17 protein-coding genes, 1 other RNA gene and 1 pseudogene are annotated in these 16,206 nt (G+C 72.4%); 9 read left to right on the top strand and 10 right to left on the bottom strand.

Going from position 1 to position 16,206, the window contains the following annotated elements; translation table 11 throughout:
- The first annotated feature begins 339 nt into the window (after positions 1-339).
- From ABZ386_RS02800 to ABZ386_RS02790, 3 genes are all read left to right on the top strand, one after another.
- Positions 340-537, top strand: a complete 198-nt coding sequence (locus ABZ386_RS02800; RefSeq protein WP_358963672.1) for an NAD(P)-dependent oxidoreductase — start codon at positions 340-342, stop codon at positions 535-537.
- Between the two features lie 25 nt (positions 538-562).
- Positions 563-715 carry an NAD(P)-dependent oxidoreductase gene (locus tag ABZ386_RS02795; protein ID WP_358963287.1) on the top strand — a complete coding sequence of 51 codons (153 nt, stop codon included), beginning with the start codon at positions 563-565 and terminating at the stop codon, positions 713-715.
- A gap of 410 nt (positions 716-1,125) precedes the next feature.
- Positions 1,126-2,259, top strand: a complete 1,134-nt coding sequence (locus ABZ386_RS02790; RefSeq protein ID WP_358963285.1) for a hypothetical protein — start codon at positions 1,126-1,128, stop codon at positions 2,257-2,259.
- A gap of 245 nt (positions 2,260-2,504) precedes the next feature.
- On the opposite strand, the gene rnpB is transcribed toward ABZ386_RS02790, so the two are convergent.
- From rnpB to ABZ386_RS02770, 4 genes and pseudogenes are all read right to left on the bottom strand, one after another.
- Positions 2,505-2,914, bottom strand: an RNA gene (rnpB, locus tag ABZ386_RS02785) — RNase P RNA component class A.
- Between the two features lie 115 nt (positions 2,915-3,029).
- Positions 3,030-3,776: pseudogene (locus ABZ386_RS02780) on the bottom strand (EamA family transporter); the annotation flags it as partial.
- Positions 3,777-3,827: 51 nt separating this feature from the next.
- Positions 3,828-4,655, bottom strand: coding sequence for an AraC family transcriptional regulator (locus ABZ386_RS02775; RefSeq protein ID WP_358963283.1), 828 nt, complete (start codon positions 4,653-4,655; stop codon positions 3,828-3,830).
- Positions 4,656-4,679: 24 nt separating this feature from the next.
- Complete coding sequence (locus tag ABZ386_RS02770; protein ID WP_351332421.1) at positions 4,680-5,258, bottom strand: Uma2 family endonuclease; 579 nt, start codon at positions 5,256-5,258, stop codon at positions 4,680-4,682.
- A gap of 166 nt (positions 5,259-5,424) precedes the next feature.
- Here ABZ386_RS02770 and ABZ386_RS02765 point away from each other — a divergent pair, with 166 nt between their 5' ends.
- The 4 genes from ABZ386_RS02765 to eda all read left to right on the top strand — a co-directional run bounded on the left by ABZ386_RS02765 (position 5,425) and on the right by eda (position 8,296).
- Entirely contained in the window at positions 5,425-6,180 is a 756-nt protein-coding gene (locus tag ABZ386_RS02765) for a MerR family transcriptional regulator (RefSeq protein WP_356499621.1), read from the top strand.
- Positions 6,177-6,755 carry a hypothetical protein gene (locus ABZ386_RS02760; protein WP_351332427.1) on the top strand — a complete coding sequence of 193 codons (579 nt, stop codon included), beginning with the start codon at positions 6,177-6,179 and terminating at the stop codon, positions 6,753-6,755. Before ABZ386_RS02765 ends, ABZ386_RS02760 begins: the two co-directional genes overlap by 4 nt.
- A 43-nt stretch (positions 6,756-6,798) precedes the next feature.
- A complete protein-coding gene (gene yaaA / locus ABZ386_RS02755; protein ID WP_356499617.1) occupies positions 6,799-7,581 on the top strand; it encodes a peroxide stress protein YaaA in 783 nt (260 codons plus the stop codon).
- A 64-nt stretch (positions 7,582-7,645) separates the two neighbouring features.
- Positions 7,646-8,296, top strand: a complete 651-nt coding sequence (eda, locus tag ABZ386_RS02750) for a bifunctional 4-hydroxy-2-oxoglutarate aldolase/2-dehydro-3-deoxy-phosphogluconate aldolase (RefSeq protein ID WP_358963280.1) — start codon at positions 7,646-7,648, stop codon at positions 8,294-8,296.
- Here the strand turns inward: eda and ABZ386_RS02745 are convergent.
- Genes ABZ386_RS02745 through ABZ386_RS02735 form a run of 3 tightly spaced genes read right to left on the bottom strand, consistent with a single transcriptional unit; the run spans position 8,271 to position 11,238 of the window.
- Positions 8,271-9,638 (bottom strand): bifunctional RNase H/acid phosphatase, encoded by a 1,368-nt coding sequence (locus tag ABZ386_RS02745; RefSeq protein ID WP_358963277.1) that lies wholly within the window; start codon positions 9,636-9,638, stop codon positions 8,271-8,273. The genes eda and ABZ386_RS02745 overlap by 26 nt on opposite strands.
- Positions 9,639-9,658: 20 nt before the next feature.
- Complete coding sequence (locus tag ABZ386_RS02740; RefSeq protein ID WP_351333012.1) at positions 9,659-10,402, bottom strand: C4-type zinc ribbon domain-containing protein; 744 nt, start codon at positions 10,400-10,402, stop codon at positions 9,659-9,661.
- On the bottom strand, positions 10,399-11,238 hold the full coding sequence (locus ABZ386_RS02735; protein WP_114251865.1) for a Nif3-like dinuclear metal center hexameric protein: 840 nt from the start codon (positions 11,236-11,238) through the stop codon (positions 10,399-10,401). Before ABZ386_RS02735 ends, ABZ386_RS02740 begins: the two co-directional genes overlap by 4 nt.
- Before the next feature lie 199 nt (positions 11,239-11,437).
- Between ABZ386_RS02735 and ABZ386_RS02730 the strand changes: the two genes are divergently transcribed.
- Complete coding sequence (locus ABZ386_RS02730) at positions 11,438-12,799, top strand: hypothetical protein (RefSeq protein WP_358963273.1); 1,362 nt, start codon at positions 11,438-11,440, stop codon at positions 12,797-12,799.
- A 97-nt stretch (positions 12,800-12,896) separates the two neighbouring features.
- Positions 12,897-13,061 (top strand): hypothetical protein, encoded by a 165-nt coding sequence (locus tag ABZ386_RS02725; protein WP_351332445.1) that lies wholly within the window; start codon positions 12,897-12,899, stop codon positions 13,059-13,061.
- Between the two features lie 104 nt (positions 13,062-13,165).
- On the opposite strand, the gene ABZ386_RS02720 is transcribed toward ABZ386_RS02725, so the two are convergent.
- The 3 genes from ABZ386_RS02720 to ABZ386_RS02710 are packed head-to-tail and all read right to left on the bottom strand — an operon-like array spanning position 13,166 to position 16,084.
- Entirely contained in the window at positions 13,166-14,107 is a 942-nt protein-coding gene (locus ABZ386_RS02720) for a 3-oxoacyl-ACP reductase (RefSeq protein WP_351332447.1), read from the bottom strand.
- Positions 14,108-14,117: 10 nt separating this feature from the next.
- Positions 14,118-15,194: a Zn-dependent alcohol dehydrogenase gene (locus tag ABZ386_RS02715; RefSeq protein ID WP_356519553.1), complete on the bottom strand. Its 1,077-nt coding sequence runs from the start codon at positions 15,192-15,194 to the stop codon at positions 14,118-14,120.
- A 32-nt stretch (positions 15,195-15,226) separates the two neighbouring features.
- Positions 15,227-16,084 carry a MaoC/PaaZ C-terminal domain-containing protein gene (locus tag ABZ386_RS02710; protein WP_358963270.1) on the bottom strand — a complete coding sequence of 286 codons (858 nt, stop codon included), beginning with the start codon at positions 16,082-16,084 and terminating at the stop codon, positions 15,227-15,229.
- Between the last annotated feature and the right edge of the window lie 122 nt (positions 16,085-16,206).

Raw genomic sequence — 16,206 nt, 5'->3', positions numbered from 1 at the left:
AGGTATCAGACGGCATGCCGAACAACTGCGGTCCGCTTTCCCGGACGTCCGCTTTCGACTTGCCGAGGAGCACGACGTCGCTGCCGCGATCCGTACCGCTGACGTCTATTTCGGTTGGGCCTTCGACGCGACTGGCTGAAGGCCCCGACGCCGTTGCGCTGGACGGCCACCCCGTCCGCGGGTGTCGATCACTGACCAGTCGCCGCTCGATGCTTCCGGCGTCATGCTCAGCCGCGAGTACGGCTACCACAGTCAGCCGATGGCGGAGCACGCGATCGGGCTACTTCTCGGCTTCTCGCGTGGCCTGTTCGAAAGCAGCAGACGTCAGGCCGGGTCGGTCTGTGGAAGGACGACCTCGCCAGCAGTTTCTTCGATCTGTACAGCCAGACCCTCACGATCGTCGGGTGTGGTTCCGTCGGCGTCCGCGTCGCCGAGGTCGCGCAGGCCTTCGGCATGCACGTCATCGGCGTACGGCGCAGACCCCCCTCGCTCCGAACCCGGCGGGATCGAGTGGGTGCCGGCAGATCGTGTTCGTAAAGCGCTTACCCTTTCCCGCGCCGCCGTGAACCGGATCCCCGCGACCGACGAGACACACGGGTTCTTCGACCAGACGGCCTTCGAGGCGTGCGGTCCCGAGACGATCTTCCTCAACCTGGGGCGGGCCAGCACCGTCGACCACGCCGCGCTCCTCGACGCACTGGACACGGGCCGATGACGTCCCGGTTCAGCGAACCCGTCCTGCTCGGTCTCGCCGCCCTCGCAATCCGAGGACGCGTCAAACGCGGCAACTAGTGTGCGTCCGCCGCACTGTGCAGGCTCTTCCCAGTCAGAGAGCTCCGTTCCGTTGCGCGAAGTTCCTCATGAAGCGGAACGCCGTGTCTCCTGCTAGTGATCAGCCGTACTTCGTGACGAGACATCGTCGTCCTAACGGGCCGCAAAAGGCGCGTAGTTTACCGCCGAACGGCAGCCCTGAGGACAGATGTTGCTAGGACGGAGAACGTGTGCGCGGGCTGAGCGAGGCTGAGCAACGAGGAGCCAGGCAACAGAAGGCAGGAAGCCAGCGGTCACACCCGCACCCTGCCCCAGGCATCCGAATCCGGCCCGTCTACGACAAAGGACGAGAACGTGAGCATCGCCGTATCGACGACGGACAGCAGCAGCACCAAGGAGTTCACCGCCCTCAAGGATGACGGCCAGCTCTGCGCCGTCCACCCGGACTGGTGCACTGAGACCGGTGTCCACGATGACCACTTCGGAGCCAGGCATGCCGTCATGGGCAATGACGATCGCCAGCTTCTGGACGCGCGTTTGCTGGACTTCTCGGGTTCCGACCCGGTGATAGGTCTGGGTGAGACGGACACGGACGCGATCGAGGCCCGCGCGAAGGCGAAGGAGCTCCGCAGGTTCGCCGATGCCCTTGAGGCCCTCGCGGACACGATGGATGCCTCCACCAATGGCGAGCCGACAAATGGTTCGGACACGATCTCCTGCCCCGACGGCGTCTCTTTCTGCACGGGAGACCCGGCGGACCACGAGGACCCGAACGAGCACTTTCACCACGGCCCGTTCACCGCCATGGGCGCCCACCGCCCGTACGCTGGACGGCACAGGGACGGCATCATGGCGTTCCACCTGTCCCAGGTCAACGACGAAGCGCCCGGACTGGACTTCGTGGCCGACGGCGACTGGCCGACGCTCAGCCTCGGGGAGATAGACGAACTGATCAGCGATATGAGCGTGCACCTGGCGAAGCTCCGGGCAGCACGTACGCAGATCGCTGGCCTGATGTCCGGGCAGACCATCGAAACCGCCGCAACGGCCGGCCGCACTTGGACGTACGACGACAGGTACGGTACCCGGCACACCGTCACGTGTCCGTCCTGGTGCACGGTGGATCACACCGACGACATGGATGGAACGCGCCACCCGGCCGACGTCCACCACCAGCTGTACGGCACTGTGGCCCACGCCGAATACACCGAGGGCTACGAGGACTACAAGTCCTGGCAGCTGCTCTGCGCGCACCTCGCCGTAAGTCCGGACTCAACAGTCAGCCCGGCCTACCGCGTCCCGCACGTTCTGGTGGAAGTGGCCGCCGACATGTACACCCGTCCGATGGATCCCGACCAGCTGGCCGAGTTCATCGAGACGGTGGCCGGGCAGCTGGAAGAGCTTCGCGCGATGCACCCCCGGCTCGCCGCAGCGCGCGCCGAATGGGCCGCACGGCCCCACACGACCACCAACGCCGAGGCCGCGTAATCCCGCCAGCCCAAGGGCCATCCCGAGGACTGCGACCCCTACGTCATGCTCGACGGCTGACGCGAATGCCCAGCCCAGAGGCCTCGCCCGCCCCTCCGTTCCAGGGACTTTTCAGGGACTTTCAGCCCTGTCCGAGGGACTTCCGAGGGACTTTCCGCCGCGTAACGCGGCAAGCCCCCGAAAGACCGGAAAGAGCCTCCGTCCCAGATCAGAGGCCCTTTCCAAGGCAAAGCCGCAGGTAGCGGCAGACGAGTCGGGCTGTACGCCGGGTTCTGTTCCCCGGTTCCCTCGCGGGAGCCGGGGCGACGGCCATCCATCTAGGGCCGGCGTTGCCGCCGGCCTCGTGCGGTCTACCCGCGGACTCGGGCGGGCAGCCCTCGAACGTCCGCGCAGAGCCGTCTTTTACAACGGCTCCTCTTGACCTTGCTCCGGGTGGGGTTTACCTAGCTGCCCAGGTCACCCTGGGCACTGGTGGTCTCTTACACCGCCGTTTCACCCTTACCGAGGGCCGGAGCCCTCGGCGGTTTGTTTTCTGTGGCACTGTCCCGCGGGTCACCCCGGGTGGCTGTTAGCCACCACCCTGCCCTGTGGAGCCCGGACGTTCCTCGGGAAGCTCCCCGTCAGGGGGACTCCACGCGGCCGTCCGCCCGGCTCGTCTGCCGTGTCGACCATGGTACCCGGCGTGGTGCGGGCTTCGGCGACGCGGCCGTGGCCAGGACCGAGCCGGCCAGGATGAGGGCGAAGGCGGCCAGTACCGTCGGGGTCAGGTGCTCGTCCAGGAAGACCGCGCCCGCCGCCACCGCGACCGCCGGGTTGACGTACGTGATGACCGACGCGCGGGTCGGGCCGACCTCCTTGATCAGTTCCAGGAAGGTCACGAAGGCGATGGCCGTGCACACGACGCCGAGGGCCGCCAGGGCGGCGAGGGTTTCGGGCGACGGCAGGACCGCGGGGCGGGAGGCGATGGCCGCGGGGGTGTAGACCAGGGCGGCCAGGGCCAGGCAGGGCGTGATGAGGTGCAGGGTCGGGACGTTCTTGAGGTGGCGGCTGGCGATCAGCGGGGCCGTGGCGTAGCCGACGACCGTCACCAGGACCTCCGCCAGCGAGAAGGCGTCGCCGCCGGTCAGGTGCGGGACGGTGAGGACGCCGACGCCGGCCAGGCCCAGCGCGAGGCCGGTGATGCGGCGGGCGCCCAGCGACTCGGCCGCGCCGAAGAAGCGGGAGAGGATGACCGCGACGATCGGTACGCCCGCTATCAGCAGGCCCGCGGTGGAGCTGGAGAGGTGGCGTTCGGCGTCGGTCAGGGTGTACCAGGGGCCGACGATCTCGATGCCCGCGAAGGCCAGCATCGGCTTCCAGTGCGCGCGGACGGTGCGTGTCAGGCCCGGCTGGCGCAGGGCGAAGGGGAGGAGGAGGGCGGCGCCGAGGGCGCAGCGCGCGAACACCACCGCCGACGGGGACAGGTCGTCCACCGCCACCTTGATCAGCAGATAGGGAATGCCCCAGACCACTCCCATCAGGGAGAACAGGAACCAGCCGCGTGCAGTCATGCGCTGAGTCTCCGCATCTCAGCCTGCCGCGTCTTGAACGCTGTTGCGGTAGGCCGCCGGGGTCACGCCCAGCACCCGGCGGAACCAGCGGGTGAGGTGGGCCTGGTCGGCGAAGCCGACGAGACCCGCGACCTCGGCGGGGCGCAGGCCGGATTCCAGGAGGCGGCGGGCGCGGGACACGCGGTGCTGGGCGAGCCAGGCGTAGGGCGGCACGCCCGTCGCCGTGCGGAAGGCGCGCAGGAGCTGGTAGCGGGAGAGGCCGAGGTCGGTGGCGAGGTCGGCCAGGGAGGGGGGTTCCAGCAGTTCGTCCGCGAGGCGGTCGCGTACGGTCCTGGCGATGTGGTCGGCACCGGGCACCGTGTCCGTGCTCGCCCTGGCCGTGGAGTGGCGGTGGGCCAGGGCCGTGAGCAGCCAGGGCAGCCGGGACTCGGCCTCCAGTGGGTCGGGGCAGGCGCTGATGTCCGTGTGGGCGGCGCGCAGGGCGGTGGCGAGTTCCAGGTCGTGCAGGACGGGGTCGCGGAAGTGGGGCAGGACGCCGAGGGTGCCGTCGGTGAGCAGGGCCGGGTCGGCGTAGAGGGCCTGGTAGGCGTAGCCGTCGGCGGCGGCCGGGCCGCCGGTGTGCATCTCGCCCGGCTCCAGGACGACGATCGAGCCGGGGTAGGAGTGGATGTGCCCGCCCCGGTACGCGATGACCTCCGACCCGCCGACCGTGACGCCGACGGTGAATTCGTCGTGGGCGTGGGGTGCGTAGGTGTGCCGGTCGAAGTGGGCGGTGAGCAGGTCCAGGGTCGGCCCGGCCCGGCCCAGTCGGGCTCTGGTCCAGCTGGCTCTTTCCCGTGTCCCCATGACGCACCCCCGGGCCTCAGGGGATCAGAGGAACTCTGCCGTGTCCAGGTCGAAGGACAAGGGGTCCGGAAGGGAGATGCATCTGCCGAGTGGGCGGGTGCAGTGCTCTCGGTAGTCGTCCTTCCCCGGGTCGCTGAACAGCGTGATGGAGGAGGTCTCGCGGTCGACCAGCAGGTAGAGGGGGATGCCGCCTCTGGCGTAGCACCGACGCTTGGCCTCTCGATCGGCCTTCGGCTTGGTGGAGGTCACCTCGAGGACCATGCTCACGCCGTCGCAGGGCATCCAGGAGTCGGCGCCTCTGAAGAGACGGCTTTCTCGGGGTGCGAAGGTACCGTCCGGGATGGCGCGGTCCCCCGAGGCGTGGCCTCCGCTCCCGAGGATCAGTCCCTTGGTCCCGGCGAACTGCATCCTGGTGCGGGAACGAGTGAGCACCTGTTCCACAATGAGTCCGATGAAGTCCTCGTGATCCCCGTCCGGCGGCGGCGTCACAACGATCTCCCCCTCGATCAGCTCGGCCCGGAAACCCTCCGGGGTGTCCAGGGCGAGAAAGCCCTCCAGCAGGACGTCTTCCTGCGAGAGCGGCTCGTGGGCCATGGCGGTCATGTCACGCCCCTCCTTCGGTCGCTCGCCAGACTGGGACATCGGCTGATCACCTGCCGGTGGAATCGGGGTCCGTTCCCTCGATCGTGGCACACGATCACCGCCTTCGCCGGAAGGCTGGAGAGCCGCCGCTTGACCCTGCCGCAGCGTCAACGTCTTCACTGGTGGCATGCGGATCGGAGAACTCGCCGGGGTCGTCGGCGTCACCACGCGGGCCGTGCGGCATTACCACCATCTGGGGTTGCTGGCCGAGCCGGAGCGGCGGGCCAACGGGTATCGGGAGTACACCCTGCGGCACGCCGTCGTGCTGGCGCGGATCCGGCGGCTGACGGAGCTGGGGCTGGGGCTCGCCGAGGTGCGGGACGTACTCGCGGACGACGCGGGCAAGGACCTCGTCGAGGTGCTGACCGAGCTGGACGAGGATCTGGCGCGGCAGGAGGAGGCGATCCGGGAGCGGCGGGGGCGGTTGCGGGCGCTGCTGGAGGCGGAGGGCGGGCTGCCGGCCGAGGGGCCCGTGTCGCCCGAGCTGGCCGCGCTGTTCGCCGGGACCGCGCATCTCACGGACAGCCCCATGGCGGTGAAGGACCGCGAGATCATCGCCTTTCTGGAGACCTCCATGCCGGACGAGGCGCGGGAGCGGATGGTGGCGTCGATCGGGGAGGCGCTGGGGAGTCCGGGGGGTGTGGCGCGGGCCGGGGTGGCGTACGCGCTGCTGGATGCCCTCGCCGATGCCGCGCCGGACGACCCGCGGGTCGAGGAGGCGGCCCGGGCGCTCGCCGACTGCATTCCCCCGGGGCTGTTCCCGGAGGTCGGGGACCTCGACCACGACGACAACGTCCTGCGCGCGTTCTACGACGACCTGGCCCCGGCGCAGGCCGCGGCGATCCGCCGTACGCTGCGGATCCTCGCCGAGGAGCGGCGATGAGGATCGCGCGGCTGCTGGTCCGGCACGAGGTGCGGGTGCTGGTGAGTCTCGTGCTGTGGGTGGCGCGGCGTACGCACGGCGCGCAGCGGGGTCGGGCCTTCGGGTACGCGCGCGGGCAGGGCGCGATGACGGCCGGGTTCGCGTTCGTGTGTGTGGTCGAGACGGTGGCGATGTCCGTGCTGCTGCGGGACTTCCCGACCGCGCACGCGGTGTTCCTCTTCCTGGACGTGTACGGCGTCGTGGTCGTCGTCGGGCTGCACGCCTCGTCCGTCGTACGGCCGCACGTGCTGGACCTCGAGGACGGCTCGCTGCGGATACGGCGGTACGTGCACGTCGATCTGCGGGTGCCGCTGGAGCGGATCGCCTCGGTGCGGCGCGAGCTGCGGATGACGCACGAGCCGGCCGACGGCGAGCTGAACGTCGAGGTCGGTTCCCGGACCAGCGTCACGCTCGAACTGACCGGGCCGGTCACCCACGTCACCTTCTTCGGCCGGCGCCGCGAGGTGCGGGTCGTCCGCTTCCACGCCGACGACGCCGACGGTCTGGTCCGCGCCCTCGGACGGGCGCGCGTCTGAGGCCCCGTACGCTGTCGGCTGCAGTTCGATCGAAGGAGTACGCGTGCTTGTCCTGCTGCCGCCGTCCGAAGGAAAGGCATCGTCCGGCCGTGGTGCGCCGCTGAAGCCGGAGTCGCTGTCCCTGCCGGGGCTCGCCGAGGCCCGGGAGGCCGTCCTCACCGAGCTGGTCGAGCTGTGCTCCGGCGACGAGGACAAGGCGCGCGAGGTGCTCGGGCTGAGCGAGGGGCTGCGGGGCGAGGTCGCGAAGAACGCGGAGCTGCGGACGGCCGGGGCACGGCCGGCCGGGGAGATCTACACGGGCGTGCTGTACGACGCCCTCGGTCTGGCGTCCCTGGACGCGGCCGCCAAGCGGCGTGCCGCGCGGTCGCTGCTGGTGTTCTCGGGGCTGTGGGGGGCGGTCCGGGTGACGGACCGGATTCCGTCGTACCGGTGCTCTATGGGGGTGAAGCTGCCGGGTCTGGGTGCGCTGGGGGCGCACTGGCGTACGCCGATGGCGTCGGTGCTTCCCGAGGTGGCCGGGGGCGGGCTGGTGCTGGATCTGCGGTCGGCCGCGTACGCCGCCGCGTGGAAGCCGAAGGGCGAGGTGGCCGGGCGGACGGCGACCGTGCGGGTGCTGCACGCGCCGACCCGGAAGGTGGTCAGCCACTTCAACAAGGCGACGAAGGGGCGGATCGTGCGCAGCCTGCTGACCGCCGGGGCGGTCCCGGGGTCGCCGGCCGAGCTGGTGGAGGCGCTGCGGGACCTCGGGTACGTCGTGGAGGCGACGGCGCCGGTGAAGGCGGGGCAGGCGTGGTCGCTGGATGTGCTGGTGGACGAGGTGCACTGACCCTCGTTGCGGCATGCGCAATGCCCTTTGCGCAGGCTGCTCGGCCGACGGCAGGATGAGCGGCATGGCCTCCTCTCCCCTGCCCGCCTCCGTGCTGGACCTCGCGCCCGTCGTCCCCGTTGTCGTCATCGAGGAGGCCGGCGACGCCGTACCGCTGGCGCGGGCGCTGGTCGCGGGCGGGCTGCCCGCGATCGAGGTGACGTTGCGGACGCCCGCGGCGCTGGAGGCGATCCGGGAGATCGCCGGGCAGGTGCCGGAGGCGGTGGTCGGTGCCGGGACGGTGCTCGGCCCCGGGCAGGTCGCGGAGGCGGTGGCCGCGGGCGCCCGGTTCCTGGTCAGTCCCGGCTGGACGGACGTCCTGGTCGAGGCGATGCGGGCGTCGGGCGTGCCGTTCCTGCCGGGGGTGTCGACGGCGTCCGAGGTGGTGGCGCTGCTGGAGCGCGGGGTGCGGGAGATGAAGTTCTTCCCGGCCGAGGCCGCGGGCGGCACGGCGTATCTGAAGTCGCTGTCGGGGCCGCTCCCGCAGGCGCGGTTCTGCCCCACGGGCGGGATCGGCCCGGGCTCCGCCCCGGACTACCTGGCGCTGCCCAACGTCGGATGCGTCGGCGGGAGCTGGATGCTCCCGCCGGACGCGGTCGCGGGCCGCGACTGGGGGCGTGTCGAGGCGCTGGCCCGGGCGGCGGCGGGACTCAGCGCAGGTGGGACGTGTCGTTGAGGAGGCGGACGCTGGCGTTGCCGTCCGCGTAGTACGCGACGACCGACAGGGACGCGGCCGACAGTTCCATGCGGAACAGGGACTCCGGCGGGGCGCCGAGGGCGAGCCGGACGAGCGTCTTGATCGGGGTCACGTGCGTGACGAGCAGGACCGTGCGGCCGGCGTACGCCGCGATCAGCTTGTCGCGGGTGGCGGCGATCCGGGTGGCGGTCGCCGCGAAGCTCTCGCCGCCGCCGGTGGGTTCGGCGTCCGGGGAGGCCAGCCAGGCGTTCAGGTCGTCCGGGTGGCGCTCGCGCACCTCGGCGAAGGTGAGCCCCTCCCAGGCGCCGAAGTCGGTCTCGCGGAGTCCGTCCTCGACCTCCACGTCCAGGCCGAGCCGGGCCGCGACGATCCCGGCGGTTTCCCGGGTGCGGGCGAGGGGCGACGACACGACCGCCTGGATCGTCCCGCGCCGGGCCAGCAGAGCCGCCGCGCGCTCGGCCTGCTCCCGGCCCGCGTCGGACAGCGAGGGGTCGCTGCCGCCGCTCCCCGAGAACCGCTTCTGCGGCGTCAGCGGCGTCTCCCCGTGCCGGAGCAGCACGAACGTGGCAGGAGCCCCCATGTCGGCGGGCGCCCAGCCGGGCGCGGCGACGACCTTCGCGGCACGGGTGTCGGCACCGGCCTTCGCAGCGCGAGCGTCGGCGTCGGCCTTCGCCGCACCCGTGGTGTCCGCGTCGGCCTTCACCTCCGGGGCCCCCGTCTGCGCGGCATCCGGCCCCGGGCCGGTCGGCACGGTAGCCGTGCGACCCGCCGCGGGGGCACCCGCCGCCAGGGCGTCGCGCACGCGAGCCGCGCCCGCCGCCGCGTCGCCGGGCGGCTCCGGCGGCGTCGTCGCCGCCGCTCGGGCCGCCGTGTCCAGTTCAGCCGTCGACGCCGGCTCCGACCACTGCTGTCCCTTCGCCCCCGCGTCCATCGCCTCGTTGGCCAGTCGGTCCGCGTGTTTGTTGCGCTCCCTCGGGATCCACTCGTAGGTCACCCGCCCCGGCGGGAAGACCCGGGCCGCCTCGGACGCGAGGGGCTTCATGTCGGGGTGCTTGATCTTCCAGCGGCCCGACATCTGCTCGATGACGAGCTTGGAGTCCATCCGGACGTGGACCGTCGCGGCCGGGTCCAGCGCGTGGGCGGCGTGCAGGCCGGCGAGGAGGCCGCGGTACTCGGCGACGTTGTTCGTGGCGACGCCGATGTACTCGGCGGTCTCCCGCAGGGTCTCCCCCGTCGCCGCGTCGCTGACCACGGCGCCGTAGCCCGCGGGCCCCGGGTTGCCCCGCGACCCGCCGTCGGCCTCGACGATGAACTCCCGCACCGCAACGGCTCCCTGAAGGCCTAGAGACCGGACTCGGACGTGCGCACCAGGATGCGGCGGCAGTTCTCGCAGCGGATGACCGTGTCGGGCGCCGCCTTGCGGATCTCACTCAGCTCCGTGATGGCGAGCTCCTGCCGGCAGCCCTGGCAGCTGCGCGCGTACAGCTTCGCCGCGCCGATGCCGCCCTGCTGCTCGCGCAGCTTGTCGTAGAGCTTCAGCAGGTCGGCGGGGACGGACCCGGCGATGACCTCGCGCTCCTTGGTGACCGTGGCCACCTCGGCGTCGATCTCCTCGAACGCCGCGTCCCGCCGCGCGGTCGCGTCGTCGATCTTCGACTGGACGGAGGAGACCCGCTCGGTCAGCTCGGCCACCCGCTCCTGCGCGGACTCCCGGCGCTCCATGACCTCCAGCACCACGTCCTCCAGGTCGCCCTGCCGCTTGGCGAGGGAGGCGATCTCGCGCTGGAGGTTCTCCAGGTCCTTGGGGGAGGTGACGGCGCCGGAGTCCAGACGCTGCTGGTCGCGGGTGGCGCGCCGGCGCACCTGGTCCACGTCCTGCTCGGCCTTGGTCTGCTCGCGGGCGGTGTCGCTCTCCTCGGTCTGCGCGGCGACGAGCAGGTCGCGCAGCTGGGTGTGGTCCTTGGTCAGCGACTCGATCTCGGCGTGCTCGGGCAGCGACTTCCGCTTGTGGGCGAGCTGCTGGAGGCGGACGTCGAGGGCCTGGACGTCGAGGAGGCGGATCTGGTCGGCGGGCGCGGCGTTCAGTTGGGGGCTCCAGGTGACGGTGAGTGGCTGGTCCAGGGGTCGGTGACCGTTGTCGAGACGTGGACGCGCAGGTCCCATCCGTGCCGGTCGGAGATCTCGTCGAGCTGGCTCGCGGCCAGCTCGCACCAGGGCCACTCGGTGGCCCAGTGCGCCGCGTCGAGCAGCGCGAGGGGGCTGTGGGCGCGGGCCTCGGAGACGGGGTGGTGACGCAGGTCCGCCGTGAGGAAGGCGTCGACGCCGGCCGCGCGAACCTGGTCGAAGAGGCTGTCGCCGGAGCCGCCGCTGACGGCGACCGTGCGGACGAGGGCCTCGGGGTCGCCGGCGACGCGGATGCCCTGCGCGGTGGCGGGCAGCCGCTCGGCGGCGCGGGCGGCCAGCTCGCGGACGGTCAGCGGGTGGTCCAGGGCGCAGACGCGGCCCAGGCCCCGGCGGCCCTCGGGGTCGCTGGGGTCGGGCACGAGCGGCCCGGTGACCCGGAGGTCGAGGGCGCCGGCGAGGGCGTCGGAGACACCCGGGTCGGCGGTGTCGGCGTTGGTGTGGGCGACGTGCAGCGCGATGTCGTTCTTGATGAGCGTGTGCACGACGCGGCCCTTGAAGTGCGTCGCCGCCACGGTCGTCGTGCCGCGCAGGTACAGCGGGTGGTGGGTGACGAGCAGGTCGGCGCCCAGTTTCACCGCCTCGTCGACGATCTCCTGGACCGGGTCGACGGCGAACAGGACCCGCGTGACCTCCTGGTCCGGGTCGCCCACGACGGTGCCGACCGCGTCCCAGGACTCGGCCCGCTCGGCGGGCCACAGGTTCTCCAGCGCGGCGATGACTTCAGACAGACGGGGCACGGGTGCAAGGCTACCCGCCTGATCTGTGGCGTCGAACCGCCACCGCCCGCTCCCGGCACCCCTCGCCCCGCTGAGCACAAACTCCCCCTTTCCCTCAGGCGAATCGTTCCTGGAACACCCTTATGTGTGAAGCCGGAGCTCACGGAATTCCCCGCCCGCACGTGCGAAAACTACGTTCGTCACTGGAGGTGACCGAACGATGACGGCCTGTGCGATCGAGCCTTCGGCGGGACACGAGGACGGGGCGGCGCCGGCGGGCTGCACGCTCACCGTGGACGGTGCCTACGCCGCACGCCTCGCCTCGGCCGGCGACTCCTGGTTCCCGGAGCGCTGGACCCTCGACGGCCCGGAGCCCTACGCGGTACCCCTGCCCCGCAACCAGCCGGAGGAGCCCGGCACCGAGGTGCAGCCGATGGGGGACGGGCGGGTCCTCATCCACCGGCTGGTGGCCCGGCGGCACGCCTTCTCCCTGCTGTACCCGACCGGGCCGGGCACGGGTGAGCTGCCCCTGGGCGCGGTCGAGTGCCCGGACGACTCCGCCCGGCTGCGGCTGCTGCCGCCGGTGCCCGGTGGCGAGAAGGCGTACGCCCTCGCCGTCGGGCCGCGCTCGACGTCGGTGTGGCTGGTGGCGGGCGGCGCGTTCGGGCCCGAGCGGCTGGCCGAGCTGCCCGGCCGCTGCTCGGGCGGGGTCTGGCTGGACCGTACGGCGCGGCTGCTGGCCCTGGACCGGGAGACCGGCGGCCGCACCAAGGCCGTCGTGGTGGACCTGGAGCGCGGCGGCGAGGTGTCGCCGCTGCTGCAGATCGCCGCCGACAGCGACGACCGGCTGCTGCTCGCCGACCACGACAGCGGACTGCTCATCGTCCGCTCGGACGCGCCCTCGCCCGGGCGGGCCCGGCTGGGCTGGGGGGTGCTGGGCAGCACCCTGCCGGTGCGGTTCCCGGAGTGCCTGCGGCTGCGGGACTGCTCCGTCACGCCGTTCGCGATCCAGCCGGGGCAGATGCTGACGCCGGAGAGCTGTGCGGTGGCGCTGCGGGTCGACGGGCCGGCGGGCAGCTGGATCGGCGTGTGGCGGCCGGCCGAGCGGCGGGTGCACCATCTGCGGGCGCCGGAGGGGTGGTTGGCGGGCACCGGCCTGTGGACGGCGGACGGGGTGCTGCGCCTGCCGTTCGTGACGCGGGACGTGCCGTGCGGCGTGGCCCAGGTCAGCCCGCCGACGGCCGTGCCGTCGGAGCCCGGTGCCGGGCCGTCGGAGCCTGGCGTCGTGCTGCCGGAGCCTGGCGCCGCGTCACCGCCTCCCGAACCCGGGGCCGTGCTGCCGGAGCCCGGCGCCGTGTTGCCGGAGCCCGGCGCCGCGCCACCGTCTCCGGAGACGGGCGCACACCCCGGGGGGACGGCGCCCTCGGGGCATCCGCCGGAACCGGTACCTCCGGGTCCGGGCCACTCCGGGCACCCGTCGGAGGCCGCCTCGCCGGCCGGTGCCGGGCCGTCCCCGGCCCCCTCGGCCGCGCGCCCGGTCCCGTTGCAGCAAGCGCCGTTGGGACGCCTTGTAACGAACTAGTGCCGGTTGTCGTGGCCGCCTGGATCCGGGGTGCGGGGTGCCGGTTAGACTCGCCCGGCTGTAAGAAAGATCATGTTGACGGGGTGAATTCCATCCGATGAGCGACGCCAGCACGAACCAGCCGCGCAATGACGTCCAGGAGATCTCCGCCGGCCACGGCCGGCACCGTGGCGAGGTCTCCACGCAGGACTGCGAGACGGCTCCGCGCGGACGCCACCGCAAGCCGGTGGCGGAGACCGAGCAAGCCGTGACTGCGGCCTGACGGCACGCCAGTCACCGACGCGCGAACGGCCCCTCCCACCACACGGCGGGAGGGGCCGTTCCTGTCCTGGGGTCGTCCCCATTCCCTGGGGCGTCCCCATTCCCTCACCCGCGTTTCAGCCCGAGCACCTCCGCCGCCGCGAACGTCTCCCCGGCCGGCCGGTCCGCGTAGTACGGCCCGAGGACCGCGTCCAGTTCGTCGTACGTGAAGGTGTCCTGCTTGCTGTCGAACTTGGCGGCGACCCGGGGCCGTTCGACGACGGCCACCATGCCGCCGTGCACCACCAGGAGCTGCCCGGTCACCCGGGCCGCGGCGGGCGAGGCCAGATAGCCGACCAGGGGGGCGACGTGCTCGGGGGCGAGCGGGTCGAGGCCGCCTCCGGAGGGCTGTTCGACGCCCGCGAAGACGTCCTCGGTCATCCGGGTGCGGGCGCGCGGGCAGATGGCGTTGGCCGTCACGCCGTACTTGCCGAGGGCGAGGGCGGTGGAGGTGGTGAGGCCGACGATCCCGCCCTTGGCGGCGGCGTAGTTGGGCTGTCCGGCGGATCCGGCGAGGAACGCCTCCGAGGAGGTGTTCACGATCCGCCCGAACACCGGCGCCCCGGCCCGCTTGGACCGCTCACGCCAGTGCGCGGCGGCGAACCGGGTGGTGTTGAAGTGCCCCTTGAGATGTATGCGGAGCACGGCGTCCCACTCCTCCTCGGCCATCGAGAACACCATGCGGTCGCGCAGGATGCCCGCGTTGTTGACGAGGATGTCGAGTTTGCCGAACTCGGCGACGGCCAGCTCGACGAGCTCGCGCGCCTGCTGGAAGTCGGAGACGTCCCCGGTGTGCGCGAGGGCGGCACCGCCGGCGGCCCGGATCTCGGCGGCGACCCGATCGGCCGGACCGGCGGAGGTCTCGCCCGTGCCGTCCCGGCCGGGCCGCCCCTGGTCGTTGACGACCACGGCGGCGCCGAGCCGGGCGAGTTCCAGCGCCTCGGCCCGGCCGATCCCGCGGCCCGCGCCCGTGACGATCGCGGCCAGTCCCTGGAGCGGAAGCGGCATGGCGTGGTCCTCACATCTCGATGCAGGTGCGCAGGGCGGTCCCGGTCCGCATCTGGTCCAGGGCCTCGTTGACGTCGGTGAACGGGACCCGGTGGGTGATCAGGCCCGCCAGGTCGACGCGGCCCGCGCGCCATAGGGCGATGGTGCGTTCGTAGGAGCGCAGGACGTCACCGCCGCCGTACATGGACGGCAGGATCCGCTTCTCGTCGAAGAACAGCTCGAACATGTTGAGCTGGAGGAAGTCGTCCATGGCTCCGGCGCCGACCACGACGAGGGTGCCGCCGCGCCGGGTGGTGTCGTAGGCGGTGCGTGCCGTGGCCGACTTGCCGACGACCTCGAAGACGTGGTCGAAGCCCTCGCCGCCGGTGATCTGCTGTTTGGCGTCGGGCAGTTCGTCGGGCGAGACGGCCCGGGTGGCGCCGAAGCGGACGGCCGCCTCGCGCCGGGAGGCGACCGGGTCCACGGCGACGATCTCGGCGGCCCCCCGCAGCCGGGCGCCCTGGATCACGGAGACGCCGACGCCCCCGCAGCCGATGACCGCCACCGACGAACCGGCGTCCAGATCCGCCGTGTTGAGCGCGGCGCCCAGTCCGGTCGTCACGCCGCAGCCGATGAGGGCGGCGATGTCGAAGGGCACGTCGTCGGGTATGGGCACCGCGCACCCGGCGTCGACGACGACCTCCTCGGCGAAGGTGCCGGTGCCGGCGAAACCGAAGAGGTCCCCGCCGGGGCGCTTGAAGTTGGGGGTGCCCGCGTTCATGAACCCGGCGAGGCACAGCTCCGTCTGGCCGCGCTTGCAGGCGGGACAGGCACCGCAGGCGGGCAGCCAGCAGACGATGACCCGGTCGCCGGCCTTCAGGTGGTCCACGCCCTCGCCGACCTCGAGGATCTCCCCCGCGCCCTCGTGCCCGGGCACGAACGGCGCGGGCTGCGGCAGCACCCCGCTCATCGCGGACAGGTCGGAGTGGCACAGCCCCGTGGCGCGCACCCGGATGCGCACCCTGCCGGGGCCGAAGCCCACCGCCTCGACGTCGTCGAGGACCTCCAGCTTGTCCTGGCCGATCTCGTGCAGTACGGCTGCGCGCATGGTGCGGCTCCCCTAGTACGGCGTTGCGGGACTCAGGTGTGTTCGACGACGGTGTCGGCGAGGACGGGCGCGTCCTGCCGCTCCACGGCGCTCACGGCCACCCGGACCTCGCCGTCGAGCCGCCACATGCGCACGCGCAGCGTCTCCCCCGGGTACACGACCCCGGCGAACCGCGTGGCGTACGAGCGCACCCGGGTCACGTCCCCGCCGAGCAGCGTGTCGACGACCGCCTTGAGGGTCATGCCGTAGGTGCACAGGCCGTGCAGAATGGGCCGCTCGAAACCGGCGACCTTGGCGAACTCCGGGTCGGCGTGCAGCGGGTTCCAGTCGCCGGAGAGGCGGTAGAGCAGGGCCTGGTCCTCGCGGACGGGCCGCTCGACGGTCCGGTCCGGGTCGCCGGCGGGCGGGTCGAGCCGGCCGGACGGCCCCCGGTCGCCGCCCCAGCCGCCCTCTCCCCGTACGTAGATCTGCGCGTCACTGGTCCACAGCGGCCCGTCGGTGTCGGCCACGTCGGTGCGCATGACGAGGACGGCCGCCTTGCCCTTGTCGTACACGGCAGCGATGCGCCCGGTGGCCCTCGCACGGCCCTCGGCCGGGAGGGGGCGGTGGATCCGCAGGCTCTGCCCGCCGTGCAGGACCCGGGCGAGGTCGACGTCGATGCCGGGCATGGCCAGCCCGCCGGTCACCCCGGGTTTTCCGGCGCCCGCGACGGTGGCGAAACTCGGCAGGACGTGCAGCCGGGACTCCAGGGTGTAGCGCAGCTCGTCGGGGTCGGTGGCGGGAGTGCCGGCGCCGATGCCGAGGTGGTAGAGCTGCACGTCCTTGTGGTCCCAGGAGATCTCGCCGGTCCGGGGTTCGGCGGCGAGCGCCTTGGCTGCGTCGATGGGCATGGGGCTCCTGATCGCCGTGGGGGAAGACCTCGGTACGGCCGTCCGCACCGTCGGCCGCACCGAGGCCGTCTGGGACCGAACTGGAACGCGTTCCAGTCCTGCGCCTCTGTATAGCCCAGCCC

Source organism: Streptomyces sp. NPDC006140 (assembly GCF_040628815.1).
GTDB lineage: Bacteria > Actinomycetota > Actinomycetes > Streptomycetales > Streptomycetaceae > Streptomyces.
The sequence above is the reverse complement of the archived record's forward strand: the minus strand, read 5'-3'. Positions and strand labels throughout refer to the sequence as shown.